Origin of the sequence: Vibrio satsumensis, assembly GCF_050337435.1 — a bacterium.
GTDB classification, from domain to species: Bacteria; Pseudomonadota; Gammaproteobacteria; order Enterobacterales; family Vibrionaceae; genus Vibrio; species Vibrio satsumensis.
In genome coordinates, this window is sequence record NZ_JAKJSX010000006.1 from 286,542 (window position 1) to 301,100 (window position 14,559).

At 46.6% G+C, this 14,559-nt stretch carries 14 protein-coding genes; 4 read left to right on the forward strand and 10 right to left on the reverse strand.

All coding sequences use genetic code 11. The annotated features are described in order from the left end of the window. Positions 1-40 precede the first annotated feature (40 nt). Positions 41-2,095: an acetoacetate--CoA ligase gene (locus tag L4C44_RS08825; protein ID WP_428804893.1), complete on the forward strand. Its 2,055-nt coding sequence runs from the start codon at positions 41-43 to the stop codon at positions 2,093-2,095. 523 nt (positions 2,096-2,618) lie between these two features. Next, the gene (locus L4C44_RS08830; protein ID WP_428804894.1) at positions 2,619-3,548 is read left to right on the forward strand and encodes a carbamate kinase; all 930 of its coding nucleotides are present in this window, start codon (positions 2,619-2,621) and stop codon (positions 3,546-3,548) included. A gap of 316 nt (positions 3,549-3,864) precedes the next feature. On the opposite strand, the gene maiA is transcribed toward L4C44_RS08830, so the two are convergent. The 4 genes from maiA to hppD are packed head-to-tail and all read right to left on the reverse strand — an operon-like array spanning position 3,865 to position 7,822. Continuing rightward, the gene (maiA, locus tag L4C44_RS08835; RefSeq protein WP_327784616.1) at positions 3,865-4,554 is read right to left on the reverse strand and encodes a maleylacetoacetate isomerase; all 690 of its coding nucleotides are present in this window, start codon (positions 4,552-4,554) and stop codon (positions 3,865-3,867) included. Between the two features lie 21 nt (positions 4,555-4,575). Next, complete coding sequence (locus L4C44_RS08840; protein WP_327784617.1) at positions 4,576-5,613, reverse strand: fumarylacetoacetate hydrolase family protein; 1,038 nt, start codon at positions 5,611-5,613, stop codon at positions 4,576-4,578. 12 nt (positions 5,614-5,625) lie between these two features. Continuing rightward, positions 5,626-6,756, reverse strand: coding sequence for a homogentisate 1,2-dioxygenase (locus L4C44_RS08845; RefSeq protein WP_428804895.1), 1,131 nt, complete (start codon positions 6,754-6,756; stop codon positions 5,626-5,628). After that, positions 6,749-7,822: a 4-hydroxyphenylpyruvate dioxygenase gene (gene hppD / locus L4C44_RS08850; protein WP_428804896.1), complete on the reverse strand. Its 1,074-nt coding sequence runs from the start codon at positions 7,820-7,822 to the stop codon at positions 6,749-6,751. The genes L4C44_RS08845 and hppD overlap by 8 nt, the downstream gene beginning before the upstream one ends. Before the next feature lie 83 nt (positions 7,823-7,905). Between hppD and L4C44_RS08855 the strand changes: the two genes are divergently transcribed. Further along, entirely contained in the window at positions 7,906-8,088 is a 183-nt protein-coding gene (locus L4C44_RS08855; RefSeq protein WP_428804897.1) for a hypothetical protein, read from the forward strand. 94 nt (positions 8,089-8,182) lie between these two features. Here the strand turns inward: L4C44_RS08855 and L4C44_RS08860 are convergent, their stop codons facing one another. Genes L4C44_RS08860 through L4C44_RS08885 form a run of 6 tightly spaced genes read right to left on the reverse strand, consistent with a single transcriptional unit; the run spans position 8,183 to position 13,574 of the window. Then, a complete protein-coding gene (locus L4C44_RS08860) occupies positions 8,183-8,842 on the reverse strand; it encodes an HAD family hydrolase (RefSeq protein WP_428804898.1) in 660 nt (219 codons plus the stop codon). Between the two features lies 1 nt (position 8,843). Then, entirely contained in the window at positions 8,844-9,863 is a 1,020-nt protein-coding gene (locus tag L4C44_RS08865) for an ABC transporter ATP-binding protein (protein WP_428804899.1), read from the reverse strand. Continuing rightward, positions 9,863-10,648 (reverse strand): ABC transporter permease, encoded by a 786-nt coding sequence (locus tag L4C44_RS08870; protein WP_210472204.1) that lies wholly within the window; start codon positions 10,646-10,648, stop codon positions 9,863-9,865. The genes L4C44_RS08865 and L4C44_RS08870 overlap by 1 nt, the downstream gene beginning before the upstream one ends. Beyond that, the gene (locus L4C44_RS08875) at positions 10,648-11,541 is read right to left on the reverse strand and encodes an ABC transporter permease (protein WP_428804900.1); all 894 of its coding nucleotides are present in this window, start codon (positions 11,539-11,541) and stop codon (positions 10,648-10,650) included. Before L4C44_RS08875 ends, L4C44_RS08870 begins: the two co-directional genes overlap by 1 nt. Continuing rightward, on the reverse strand, positions 11,538-12,437 hold the full coding sequence (locus L4C44_RS08880) for an alkaline phosphatase family protein (RefSeq protein ID WP_428804901.1): 900 nt from the start codon (positions 12,435-12,437) through the stop codon (positions 11,538-11,540). Before L4C44_RS08880 ends, L4C44_RS08875 begins: the two co-directional genes overlap by 4 nt. A gap of 33 nt (positions 12,438-12,470) precedes the next feature. Beyond that, positions 12,471-13,574, reverse strand: a complete 1,104-nt coding sequence (locus L4C44_RS08885) for an ABC transporter substrate-binding protein (RefSeq protein WP_428804902.1) — start codon at positions 13,572-13,574, stop codon at positions 12,471-12,473. Positions 13,575-13,785: 211 nt separating this feature from the next. Between L4C44_RS08885 and L4C44_RS08890 the strand changes: the two genes are divergently transcribed. Continuing rightward, positions 13,786-14,514, forward strand: coding sequence for a UTRA domain-containing protein (locus tag L4C44_RS08890; RefSeq protein WP_146492667.1), 729 nt, complete (start codon positions 13,786-13,788; stop codon positions 14,512-14,514). The last annotated feature ends 45 nt before the right edge of the window (positions 14,515-14,559 follow it).

Consider the following 14,559-nt stretch of genomic DNA (forward strand, 5'->3'; position numbering starts at 1 on the left):
ACCAGACTGAAAACGTTAACTTTTTGTTAAAGGTAAAGGAATGCACGAAAGCAATAAGCCCATTTGGCAGCCAAGCGCGCAGCGTATAGACGATGCCAACTTAACCCGATTTATCGATAGCCTTGAACAATCTGGGTTAAACCTAGATAGGGACGTAAAAAGCTACACCGAACTCCATCAATGGTCTGTGGATCAGCCGGAATCGTTTTGGCAAAACGTGTGGCAGTTTTGTGGAATGGTTGGCTCGCAAGACTGTGTTAATAAAGCCGAAGACGAGCGCATCAAAATCCAAGGTGAGAGCCGCTGGCAGCAGCCTAAATCGAATCGTGATGGGGTGTGGTTTCCCAATGCTCAAGTTAACTACGCCGAAAACTTGCTGCATTCATCAAAAACGTTGCCAAACGAGCTTGCGATTTGGTTTGAGAATGAACGTGGCGAGCAACAAAGCTACACATGGCAAACCCTTTGTGAGGAAGTCTCTAATGTTCAACAGTGGCTCCTGGATTGTGGCGTGGAGCAAGGTGATGTAGTTGCCGCTTATACCCCTTATCTGCCACAAACCGTGGTCGCAATGCTAGTGACCACCAGCTTAGGTGCGATTTGGACATCAACCTCACCTGACTTTGGCGTCGAGAGTGTAATTGAGCGATTTGGCCAAGTGAAACCCAAAGTGTTGTTCACCTGTGATGGTTACACCTTCAATGGCAAAACGTTCGATATGACGGACAAGAACCGTGAAATCATCGAACACTTAAACGAATTGAAACAGGTGTGTGAGATCGGTTATTTGAAACCGAGTAATGACTTAGAGAAGAGCGATTTAGAAAAGAACGATTTAGAGAAGAACAACGTTGAACATGCTGTGTCGACCCGAAGCTGGCACAGCATCATCAATAATTATCAGCCACAACCTGTGCGATTTACTCGTGTCGGCTTCAATGAACCACTGTTTGTGCTCTACTCTTCCGGTACGACAGGCAAGCCAAAGTGTATTGTGCATTCGGTTGGTGGCACTACCATCAATCACCTAAAAGAGCATCAGCTTCATTGCGATATTAAACCGAGAGATCGCGTGTTCTACTACACCACTTGTGGTTGGATGATGTGGAACTGGCACGTCTCTGCACTCGCAAGCGGTGCCTGTTTGGTGATCTTTGATGGTAGCCCGGTTTATCCGCAACCCAATATACTGTGGAACTTGGCACAGCGCGCGAATGTGTCGCTGTTCGGTACCTCAGCCAAGTACCTAGAAGCGATTGAGAAGGCGGAACTCTCACCTATCGACAGCTATTCTCTGCCTCAATTAAGAACACTGTGCTCGACGGGCTCTGTGCTCTACCCTGAGCAGTTCGATTACGTCTACAAACACATCAAACAAGATCTGCATTTAGCGTCCATTTCTGGCGGCACGGATATTTGTGGCTGCTTTGTTTTAGGTAACCCTATCTCACCTGTGTATCGCGGTGAGTGCCAACAAGCAGGGCTTGGAGTCGACATCAAGGTGTTCAATTCGTCGGGTCATAAGGTAAATCACGAACGTGGCGAATTAGTGTGTACAAACTCACTACCCAACTTCCCCGCAGGCTTTTGGAATGACACCGGAGAGCGCTATCACAGCACTTATTGGGACAAGTTCGATAATGTGTGGCATCACGGGGACGAAGTCGCACAGAGCGTGCATGGCGGCTATCTGTTCTACGGGCGAGGCGACACCACACTCAACCCTGGAGGAGTAAGGATTGGTACGGCCGAGATCTATCAACAAGTGAACACCATAGAGGGCATCATCGATTCCATCGCAGTCGGTAAAGACATCGACCGTAATGAGCAGATATGGCTGTTCGTTCAACTACAGCAAGGTGTAGATCTAGATGAAACGTTATTAGCAACCATCAAGAGTAAGCTCAAATCATCATGCTCACCAAGGCATGTGCCAAGCCAGATATTTACGATCAGCGATGTGCCAAAAACACGCTCAGGAAAACTGGTGGAGCTAGCGGTGAAACAGGTAGTAAATGGCAAGAATGTAGAAAACCTAGGGGCTATCGCTAACGCAGAGGTCTTGGAAGAGATAAAACGCGCTGTTTCGCTTTAACGTAGAGCCTTAGAAAGTGGCTAACTATCTCCAATTTTCACTTGGCTGTCAGATAACATCTGGAGTAAAGGCAGCCGATTGAAAACCGAATCGAAGCCACTCTTTGAGCTCGTAACCCCTCGCCTCAGTTTGACCCCTTACCTTTTCTAAAGTTCTTAATGAGATCTGAACGTCATATTTAAAACAAAAATGTTAAATTATTCATTTTTTGGGCTGAGATAATATTCACTAAAGACGAATCATTTATACAAAAAAAGAGTCCACCACTGGATTGTATCCAAGCTTATGGATATTTAATCGAATTGCAATAATTTCCGTTTCCACAGCTCTATTTCTAGTAAAATGATAATTTGATAGCTATCACATTTAGAACGATTATTTTCCAATACTATCTCGGCATGTTAATTACTTAAGAGTAATTAAAAACCTAGTCATTGTTATTAATAAGCTTGAATTTAATTAGAAACAAGTGGTTAATCCCTACGTAAAATAAAATCATTATTAAATGATCGGAGACATTATCATGCGCATAGTATTAGCTTTAGGCGGTAACGCTCTTTTAGCAAGAGGCCAAGCATTAACGGCTGAGAACCAACGTGAAAATATAATAAAATCAGCGGCGAGTATTGCCGCGATCGCACGCGAGCATGAGATTGTTATCGTTCATGGTAATGGCCCACAAGTAGGTTTATTGATGGAACAAAACGCAGCTTATAGCGAATACTCACCAGAGACGACCCCGTACCCAATGGATGTACTAGGCTCTCAAACCTGTGGCATGGTGGGTTACATGTTACAGCAAGAGCTCAGAAACATTGATCCTGAATTAGACGTAGCGACGCTAATCACGCAAACTGAAGTATGCAAAAAAGACCCTGCGTTTGCTAACCCGACTAAATTTGTTGGGCCTGTATATACAGAGCAGCGAGCTAAAGAGTTGATGGCTCAAAGCACAATGCAGTTTAAAGCTGATGGCGAGTACTACCGACGCGTTGTGCCTTCTCCTATGCCAAAAAGCATTGTTGAAATTCAGCAAATTGAAACTCTTCTAGATACAGAAAACCTTGTTATCGCTTGTGGCGGCGGCGGTGTTCCCGTGAGTATTGAGCAAGGTAAGAGTACTGGCGTAGAGTGCGTAATTGACAAAGATCTTACGGCTGAACTACTGGCTGAAAAAATCCATGCCGACTTATTTATTATCTTAACCGATGGTTCAATTTTCCGGAACTATGGTAAAGAAGACCAAGCAGAAATGAAGCAAGCAACGCCTGCTGGTTTAGCAGAATTTTCATTCCCTGCTGGTTCTATGGGGCCAAAAATTGATGCCGTTTGTAAATTCGTTGAAGCTGGCTTAGGTAATGCGGCGATTGGTTCATTATTTGATTTAGATAAAATAATCACCAATGAAGCTGGCACTCTGATAACGAAAGGTGAAGGTATTGTTTATTACTAATATTCTCGAATGAGAATCACCACCAATATAAAAACCTTTGATTAAAGCCTCTTATTTAATAACGAGGCTTTTTTCTTATAAACATATTAGTGCTAAACGGGATAAATATTCATACACTTACTGAATTTCATATATTTAATTAACATTATAAAAACGAGTTTTGTGCTCCACATTTGGCAGTTTTGAGTACTAAAAGAATAACTTTCCATACCTGTATTTATTCAATAATAGCTAATATTTAATTTTGGAAACCGCTTCTTTCAAGAAACGGTTTTGATAGTGTAAGGGACGAGTATTTTCGTTTACATCAGTTATTCTACATGGGCTCATTTGCATCTCCTTGATTCTCTGGCATCGCACCAATAAACGCGGGCAATTTGTTACACGCTTCAGCTATCGAGTTAATCAGCGGATAAGGCGACATATCAAGATCAAAGCGCAACGCATTGTAGACTTGCGGCACTAAGCAAATGTCTACGATGCAAGGCGAATCCGTGAGGCTATACACCGAATCACCGTGTACTTTTCTGTGCTTCGCTAGCTTCTCTTCTAACGCCAAAAAACCTTGGCTCATCCAATGATGAAGCCAATCCATTTTCGCCTCTTGTTCGCACAACAATTCTCGCTCCAAATACTGCAACACGCGCAGGTTATTCAGAGGGTGAATTTCCATCGCAATATCCTGAGCCATCGCCAACGCTTGATAGCGCAGTGGGGTTTGCTCAGGGATCAACAAGGTATCTGGATAGCTCTCGTCCAAGTATTGTAAAATCGTCAGTGACTGATTGAGTTGAACTTCACCATCCACCAGCACGGGCACTAATTCACTGGCGTTGAGATCGCGATATTGTGGATCATGTTGCTCGCCGCCATTACGCACCAAATGCACCGATTTAGACTCATAGTTGAGCTGTTTTAGGTTCAACCCAATACGCACTCGATAGGCTGCAGACGAGCGCCAGTAACCGTAAAGTACAATGTTCTTGTTCACGATGCTCTCGCTCATGCAGAAATCCTATTATGTAGATTATAGCGCTCGATACTGGCTCACTTTTTGGTCTATCGCGCCAAAAATGGAATTACCCGCCTCATCGAACATCTCAAGTTTGATCGAATCACCAAACGACATGAATTGAGTCGAAGGTTTACCATCGCGAATCGTCTCAATCATACGAACTTCAGCAATGCATGAATAACCCACACCGCCCTCGGCAATTGAGGTGCCATGGTCAGTGCCTTGCTTATTGGAAACCGTGCCCGAGCCTATGATTGCACCTGAAGATAATGGGCGAGTTTTCGCAGCATGCACGACCAACTCTGCAAAATTGAAAGTCATATCGACGCCAGCATTCGGACGACCAAAAGGCTGGTCGTTGTAGGTCGATATCAGCGGTAGATGAACCTTGCTGCCTTTCCACTGTTCACCTAGCTCATCAGGTGTAACGGCAACCGGAGAGAACGCCGAAGACGGTTTAGACTGGAAGAAACCAAAACCCTTAGCGAGTTCAGCCGGAATCAAACCACGCAGCGACACATCATTCACTAACATCAGCAAGCGAATTGAATCGTGCGCTTGTTTAGCACTGGCACCCATAGGCACATCACCGGTCACAATCGCGACCTCACCTTCGAAATCGATACCCCATTCGTCGCTGGCAAATTCGATGTTGTCACGAGGGCCAATAAACGCATCAGAGCCACCTTGATACATGAGCGGGTCAACCCAGAAGCTTTCTGGCATTTCAGCACCACGCGCCTTACGCACCAGTTCAACGTGGTTTACATAAGCGCTACCATCCGCCCATTGATAAGCGCGTGGCAGAGGTGATTCACAATACTGAGGTGCAAAGACTTCACTGCCAGTCACATGCCCGTTGTTTAACGAGGTATATAACTCTTCTAACTGAGAAGCCACGCTATCCCAGTTATCCAAAGCCACCTGCATGGTTGGCGCCAGATGCATCGCATGGAAGATTTCAGTGGCAGCCACACACTGTTTGAGATCTTTACTTACGACCATCAACAGCCCATCACGAGTACCATTTTTCTTGGTTGCTAATTTCATCTTTGCTGTCCCTTACTTCTCTTGCCAACTGTAGACATATTCTTTGTTCTCAACGCTATCGAGTTCGTCAGAAAACTGTAGTGCGTGGCGAGTATCGATCATCACCGCCACTTCATCGGTGAACTTTTTCTTGTGCGCTTGCCCTGCCTTAAAGGCTTTAGGGTGAGGCCCATGCGTAAAGCCCGCAGGGTGGAAAGTCACCATGCCCGCTTCAATGTTGTCGCGGCTGAAGAAGTCACCTGCGTGATAGAAAAGCACTTCATCGTAATCATCATTGTTGTGGTAGAACGGCACTTTCAGCGCTCCGGGGTCGCTCTCTATCGGGCGTGGTACAAAGGTACACACCACAAAGCCAGCACCCACAAACGTTGTATGCGCAGAGGGTGGCAAGTGGTAGCGATGCGACATCAGCGGTCTGATATCGCGCCAATTCACTTTCGCCACCGCTAAGTCGCCATGCCAGCCAATTGCATCCAATGGATTGAACGGATAGGTGATCACGCTGACTTTATCGTGACGTTTTACCTGAACCTGAGTCTGGTTTTCTGAATACTGAGCGCGGAATTGATCATTGATCGACGGGATGTCGAGCACCGCAGGATCAAACACCGCGTGATTGCCGACCATGCCTTTCTCTGGCAGGGAGTAAGCCGCGTCTGTATTCTCAATCATCAAGATGAACATCGGCTCGCTTGGCTCCAAGCGCCAGTTGGTTGAGCGCGGTATCATCACGTAATCCCCTTCACTCACCGCTAGATGACCATAGTCACAATAGAGATCGGCGCTGCCTTGGTGAATGAACAACAGCTCATCCCCGTCGGAATTACGCACCAAGAAGTCCATCTTGTCATCCATGCGCCACACACGGATTTTGCAGTCCGCATTGTGCAAAAGATGAGGCACCGCCCAAGGGGTTATCTGGCCGGCTTTTTCCACCAGCGTAAAATCAAAAGCGCGAGGACGTAAATCACCCTCCCACTCCGACCAACCTGTTGGGGCATGTTGGTGATGAAAGTGAGTGGCAGGACCGAAGAAACCACTTCGGCCCGCCTCTCGCTCATAGATTGCCTCTTCGGGGAAGTCGGCATGCGCTTGTTTAGAACATACCCCCTCCCGATGAGGAAACGAGATCCATTTATGCATCGTCTAATACTCCTCGACGAATCTGGTCCTCTTCAATCGATTCAAACAGCGCCTTGAAGTTGCCTTCGCCAAAGCCTTCATTACCTTTACGCTGAATGATTTCAAAGAACACAGGCCCGATTACTGTCTGTGTGAAAATTTGCAGCAAGATGCCGTCTTTAGTCGGTGCGCCATCAATCAGAACGCGAAGCTCGCGCAGCAGATCAGTGTCTTCACCGTGGCCTTTCACACGCTCGTCGACTTTCTCGTAGTAGGTATCTGGGGTTGGCATAAAATCCATGCCGCGATCACGCAGAGTTTTCACTGTTTTGTAGATGTCATCCGTAGCAAGCGCGATGTGCTGGATGCCTTCGCCGTTGTATTCGCGGATGAACTCTTCGATTTGTGATTTGTCGTCTGAAGACTCGTTGATAGGAATGCGGATTTTGCCGCAAGGTGAGGTCATAGCGCGGCTCACAAGGCCTGTCAGCTTTCCTTCAATATCGAAGTAACGAATCTCACGGAAGTTACCGATACGCTCATAAAAGCCAGACCACAGGTCCATATTGCCTTGTTTCACGTTGTGCGTGAGATGGTCGATTTCATACAAGCCAACATTAGCTTCGGCCATGCGCTGTTCCGCATCGTCATAGAATCGGAAATCGACGTCATAGATGCTCTGCTTGCCATAGCGATCCACAAAATAGAGCAGGCTTTCACCAATGCCGTAAATGGCAGGAATGCTCAGTTCCATCGGCCCTATTTCTGTTTTGTACTCTTCACCACCGCCCTTGAATGCTTGCTCCATAGCAGCCGTTGCCTCGTTGACACGAAAAGCCATGCCACAGACCGATGGCCCATGCACCTTGGCGAACGCTTCCGCTTGACTGTGTGGTTGTTCATTAACGATAAAGTTGATGTCACCTTGTCGATACAGCCAAGCTTCTTTTGAGCGGTGCTTGGCAATCTCAGCAAAACCAAGTGACACAAACAGCGCTTTAAGTTGCTCTATTCCCTTGTGGTCAACGGCCGTGTATTCAACAAACTCGAATCCATCCGTGCCAAGCGGGTTGTATGACTCCACCATGAACTTTCTCCTTGTACCTATTGGTTTTGTGTTACGTGATTTTTGTCCTTAATTAAATTTGGCCCACAAGCGGAAAGATTGGAATGGATGGAAGGAAATGGGCAATAACGCTAAAAACCCGTCAGGTTGTAAAATATTTGTTACACAAAGAGCCTCGCAACAACAAAATGAGTGCTATCAAGGGATTGAAAGATGGTGGTTTGATTTACAGCAGAGCAAGAGATGTTATTAAATTGTTACGCATATCCTTTTGTCAGCTACGGTGATAAATCAAACATTAGCCTGATGATGCAAAAAAGCCGCTGTAGTCAGCGGCTTGATGAGTTCTAAGACGAACATGATTCAGAGATGGGTTAAGCGTTAATCCCAGTTGAGAATCGACCAATTCGGTTGATCGGCTAACGCTTTCAAACGCGGGCACGGGTTGACCAAATATGCAAAATCAGCGTGTACACACAAAGGTAAGTCGTTGATTGAATCGGTATAAAAGTGAATGTCTGAGTAGTTGGTTTCTTGATTGTCTAACCACTCTTTTAAACGCGTCACTTTGCCTTCACGGTAGCTTGGCACACCTGAGATCTGAGACGTGAAACGGCCTTGGTTTTCAATCAAATCAATACCGAGTGCGTTCTCAATACCAATCTTACGACCGACCGCTTCCACTAAGAAAGTCACGCTGGCAGAGATGATCAACATGTCGATATCATCATTCTCAAGCTGCTCAATCAAAGGTTTCGACTGCTTGAACTGTCTAGGCAAAATATGCTGTTCAACACACTCTTCCACCAATGCGCTGACTTGCTCTGTTGGCATATCGGCCAGTGGCTGCATGGAAAATGTTAGGTAATCTTCCATGTTCAATTTACCTTCCGAATACAGGCCCATTAAGCGCTTATCTTCTTCAATAAAGTTAGGCGCAGTGGCAATGCCCTTTTCAACCAAGAACGCATTCCAGAGCATCGCTGCATCGGCATTGATCAGCGTTTCATCCATATCAAATACATACAAAGGTTTGAACATCTTAGGCTCTCACAGGTTGAATTTCGTTAAGGTTAAACAGGAGTTCAAGTTGGCTACCGTTTGCCAACAGTCGTTCAGAAGAACGGTTAAGCAGGTCGACCGTCAGTTCACACTCATCAACGTCCACTTGATAGCGAATCACATTGCCTAATAGCTGGTGATTGCGAATGGTACCGGTTTTCGGCGCAGAGATATGTTCGCCATATTGTCGGCCTTGCTCTTTAACGTAGATAGATTCAGGTCGAATCGCCACTTTCCACTCGGTTTCAATATTAAACAGCTGCTTAGCTTTGTTGGCTTGCACCAGATTGTAGTGACCCATGAACCCCGCCACGAATTCATTGGCAGGTTGAGTGTAGATCTCTTCTGGTGTACCTGCTTGAACGATCTCGCCTTTGTTCATCAAGAAGATGCGGTCAGACATGATCATCGCTTCTTCCTGATCATGAGTCACGAAGATCGTGGTCAGGTTCATCTCTTTTTGGATGTCTCGGATCTGCTGGCGCAAATGCTTACGGATCTTCGCATCCAGCGCTGAAAGCGGCTCATCGAGTAATAATATACGAGGCTTAACCACCAAGGCTCTTGCCAAAGCCACACGCTGACGCTGACCGCCTGATAGCTGATGCGGGTAGAACTTCTCTTTGCCCGTTAAATCCACCAGCCCAATCACTTTTGCGACTTCACGCTTAATCTCGTCAGCAGCAAGCTTTTTCATCTTGAGGCCAAACGCAATGTTGCCCTCAACCGTCATGTTCGGGAACAGCGCATAAGATTGAAACACCATACCGATGCCACGCTGTTGCGGCACTTGGTGAGTAATCTCTTCGCCATTAACCCAGATTTCGCCACTATCGACCGGATTCAGGCCTGCCAAGCTGCGCAGCAGCGTTGATTTGCCACAGCCACTTGGGCCAAGCAGCGTGATGAACTCTCCCTTCTCGATGGAGAATTCAATGTCTTCAAACACTGTGTTGTCGCCAAAGCTCTTGGTGAGGTTTTTCGCATTTACATAGCTCATTATTTGGTTCCTTGGCTGAAACGACTTGCCAACCAAGTCAGTAAGAAAATAAACAGGAAGTACGTCATCACAAGCGCTGACGTGAAGTGACCACTGGTTTGACGCATGTTGTATAGGTAGATTTGCAGCGTCTCGTAACGTGTACCGACCAAGATATTGGCAAACACGAACTCACCCAATAGGAACGAGAACGACAAGAACAGCGACGCCATTAAGCCTTTCTTGAGGTTTGGCAGAATAATCAATAAGAACGCCTTAGTGGTGCTTGCGCCGAGTAGGTGGGCAGCGTCCATCAAGTCGTGCAGGTTGATCGCTTCAAAACTGTTGGCAATCGCGCGATACATAAATGGCAGCGCGATGGTGAAGTAAGTACCAATCAGGATCCATGGTGTGCCTATCAGTGAGATTTCGCTATCGGCATACAATTGAAGCAACCCCACCGACGACACAACAGGCGGCACGGCGAATGGCAATAAAATAAGGATATTCATGATCTTGTCGAGTTTCGGGAAATAATAAAACACCACGAAAATCGCAGGCAGAATCAACACCACACTCAGTGACAACGCCGCTACACAGATAAACAGTGAACGACCAAAGGCTTGTAAGAAGCGAGGATCCGTCAGAAGATTGATGTACCAATCCAAAGTAAAACCATCAGGCAAGATCGTGGCGCCCCAACGCGACGAGATCGAGTAAATGAAGGTCGCTAAGATCGGGATCATCATGATACCAACGATCGAATAGACCACGGTTTTATGAAAGTGAGTATTTACGGTGTTCATTACTTTCTCTTCCCTGCGTAGCTTTTGCTGATCAGCCATTGGTTAATCACGGTGATGAAGGCCAGCATCGCCATCAGAATCACGGAAATTGCGGCAGCTAGATTAGGTTCTAGGAACAAGTCGCCTGATACCAAGCTCGCGATACGAATCGTAATCACGTTGTAGTTACCCGAGGTCAACGCATACACGCTCGCATAGGCGCCAATCGCATTGGCAATCAAGATGATGAAGGTGCCAAATAAAGCTGGAGACAGCACAGGCAACGCAACTTTGGTCCAGTATTGCCAGGTTTTCGCACCAAGCAGCGCTGAGGCGGCTTGCCAGTCATCGCTAAGGGCATCAAACGCTGGATACAGCAACAGCACCGCCAATGGGATCTGGAAGTAGATGTACATTGCTAGCAAACCCCACTTGCCGTACAAGTCGAAGTCCCCTAGCAATCCATACTGCTTAAGCAATAAGGTGATTGCCCCGTTGGTGCCTAATATGATGATGAAGGCGAACGACAGAGGCACACCAGAGAAATTGCTGCTCATGTTGGTGAAAGCAATCACTGCGTCGCGGATTTTAGAGTCGACACGGCGCAATGAAGAAACGAGCAGAGTCGCAATGGCCAAACCAAAGATACTCGACCAAATCGACAGCCATAAACTGTTACCAAAGGCCTGCATCATGAAGGCTGAATCGAAGACTTCAGAGTAGTTTTCTAAAGAAAGCTCATCGTCGTAGAAGAAGCTGTTGATCAACACCCAAACCATAGGTGCTAGTTGGAACAGATAGAAAAACAGGGCGAAAGGCGCAAGCCACAAAGCGGGCTTGAAGCGTTTGAACCAAGATTTGGTTTGAGGTTTAAGCGCAGAGCCATCGCTCTGCGTGATTACAGAACTGCTCATAGGGCCAACAATTCCTGAGTGTAAGATTTATCGTGTTCAAGGTTGAGTAACTGACAGACGCTGCCGCAGATATCGGTCTGTTTCACTGAACATTCTTGGTGTGTGAACTTATCGCCAATCACAAAGAAAGGCACTTCACGCTCTTCAGGCAGAATACCACCGTGAGACAAGTCATTGTTCATGCCATGGTCACTGGTAATGATCACTTGATAACCATCGTCTACCCATTTCTCAAGGTAGTTCGACAGGTAGATATCCGCGCCACGTGCACTATTGCGGTACTGGCGAGAATCCAACCCATGCTTGTGGCCCATGTCGTCAATGTTCATTGGGTGAATCAATAAGAAATCAGGCTGATGAGTCACGCGCAGGTGCTCGGCATCCAAGAACAAGGCTTCATCTGGGTAGTGATCCCAGTGGTAGAAACAGCCATGTTGAATGTTCATGGTTTCATCGTTGGTGAAACGGTCACGCACGGCATCAAATGGCGCTCGATTATACAACTCGCTCACCCAGTGATAGGCCGCGGCAGCCGTCACTTTGCCTTGCGATTTAGCCAAACTAAAGATCGACTCGTGATTCGACAAACGCACGATTTGATTGTTAACGATGCCACTCTCAACAGGGCGAGCCCCAGTTAAGATGCATTCATACAGTGGGCGTGACATGGACGGCAGTTCACACTGCATTGGGTAAAGTGTGGCGCGCAGCTTGTTTTTTTGCGTGCTTTGCGAAGTGCTCTGTTTATTGTACGAATCGCCCTGTTTATTGTGCAAATCGCCCTGTTTTATCTGCAAATTGCTTAGTTCTAGAAGACCGTTCAGGTAGCCCATGCAATCACGGGCTACCTGATAATTCAGTCCATCTAGAACAACAAGGATAACCTTATTGCTCATGGTCTATTCTCTGTTGCTTGTTTTGAATATGGATTACTGCTGATGAATCAAGACGCTTTCTTGCCATTGACGCGGCAGACGACGTGCTGATTTTTCCCATGCTGAGAAATCAGTGACTGGGTGAACGTTGCTGTATTGCTCGTTCGAGATCAGCTTGTCTTGTACTGATTGAGGAAGCGTAACGTTGCTACGGATTGGGCGCGCGTAACCTTCTGCTAGGTTGATCTGGCCTTGGTCACTGAAGATATATTCACGAGCCAACTTCGCCGCATTCGGGTTCTTTGCATATTTATTGATGATGGTGGTGTAACCAGAGATCACTGAACCATCTTGTGGGATGTTTACGGTAAAGCGCTCACGGTCAATCTTGTCGCGGTAGTTCAGTGCGTTGAAATCCCACATGATCGCGACTTCCACTTCGCCTTTTTCAAGGTTCGCAATACTTGGATCTGTGTAAGATAGGCGACCTTGCTTCGCTAGTTCACCAAAGAACTTAATCGCCGGTTTTAGGTTCGACTCGTCACCGCCATTCGCAAATGCCGCCGCTAGAATCGCGTTGTTAGCTTGTGCTGCGACACCTACGTCACCTACAGTGACTTTGTAATCGCCTTCGAGTAGGTCACTCCAAGATTTTGGTGCGTCTTTAACAAGGTTGTTGTTTGATATAAACGAGATAGTGCCCGTATAAGCCAGAGCCCAGTGACCATCTTTGTCTTTCGCCCAGTCCGGAATATCATTCCAAGTACTTGGCTTGTATGGCTGAGTCACGTCTTTCTTCACCGCAACACGTGCAAAGGCGAAGCCAACGTCACCGATATCTGCGGTTGCGTTTCTTTTCTCTGCTTCAAATTTCGAGATCTCTTGTGCTGAGCTCATGTCAGTATCCTGATGCTTCAAACCGTAGTTTGCTTTCAGATCAGCCCATGTGCCTTTCCAGTTTGCCCAACTGTCTGGCATACCCACACTGTAAACCGCACCCTCTTTTTGAGCGGCTTCAATCAATGACTCAAGATCAGCATCCTTCGCCATCGCTGGCATTGAAAGTGTTGCCGTTATTAACGTTGCGCCGATTAGCTTTGTAGATGAACCCATAAGTTTGGCTGGCGATACAGTTGAACGGCTAAGCAAAGTTTTCATTGTCTCTATCCCTCTGGACTAGGTCAGTAAGTTCGTTTTGTATGCTATCGCCAGAATATGACGCTTTCGCGCAACTTATTTGACAGTTCAGATGCATTTACATGGCAGTTATATTTCACTCATATGACAGTAAGCCCTTGTTTACTGTCACATTCCTGTTAACTCCATGGTTTACCTTATTGAGCACACGAACTTATGGACTAGATCAGCAATGAGAACATTGGCAACAGCGCAATCAGGGACACAGCTAGGTAGAATTAAGGCGAGCATCAGAGAACAACTTCAATCGGGTATCTTCACCGAGGGACAAAAACTGCCATCCGAACGAGAGCTCAGCGAACTGTTTTCCACCACACGAATCACGCTCAAAGATGCATTGGTGTCGTTAGAAACTGAAGGTCTAATATACCGAGAGGAGCGCCGAGGCTGGTATGTGTCACCCGAACGTATTCGCTACAATCCATTGTCTCGTTCTCACTTTCATCAAATGATTCGCGAACAAGATCGCATTGCAGAAACACGACTGCTGAGCACTCGCACAGAGATGGCGGCTGGCGACTACGCCAAAGCATTAGAGATAGAGCAGATAACGCCAATACACGTGATTGAGCGATTACGCTTTATTGATGGTAGAGCGGTACTGTTCGTTGAAAACGTACTGAAAGCACCGCTATTTGAGAAAGTATTGTCGGAAAATCTCACCATGTCGCTGACGGGAATCTACCGAGAAAAATACGGCTACGAGACCAAACGATCGCGCTTTGATGTCATTCCCACTTCCGCTCCTGCGCATGTCGCTAAGGCGTTAAACCTAGCTGAAGGTCAGCCAGTGCTGAAGATCTGCCGTGTAAACTACAAACAAGATGGCGAGCTAATGGACTGTGAATTGGAATACTGGCGACCAGATTCTGTGGTGATCCACATTGATAGCATCGGGTAACGCCGTATGGCTTAGGTCTCGCAATAAGGGAGGAAGTAAAGCTAG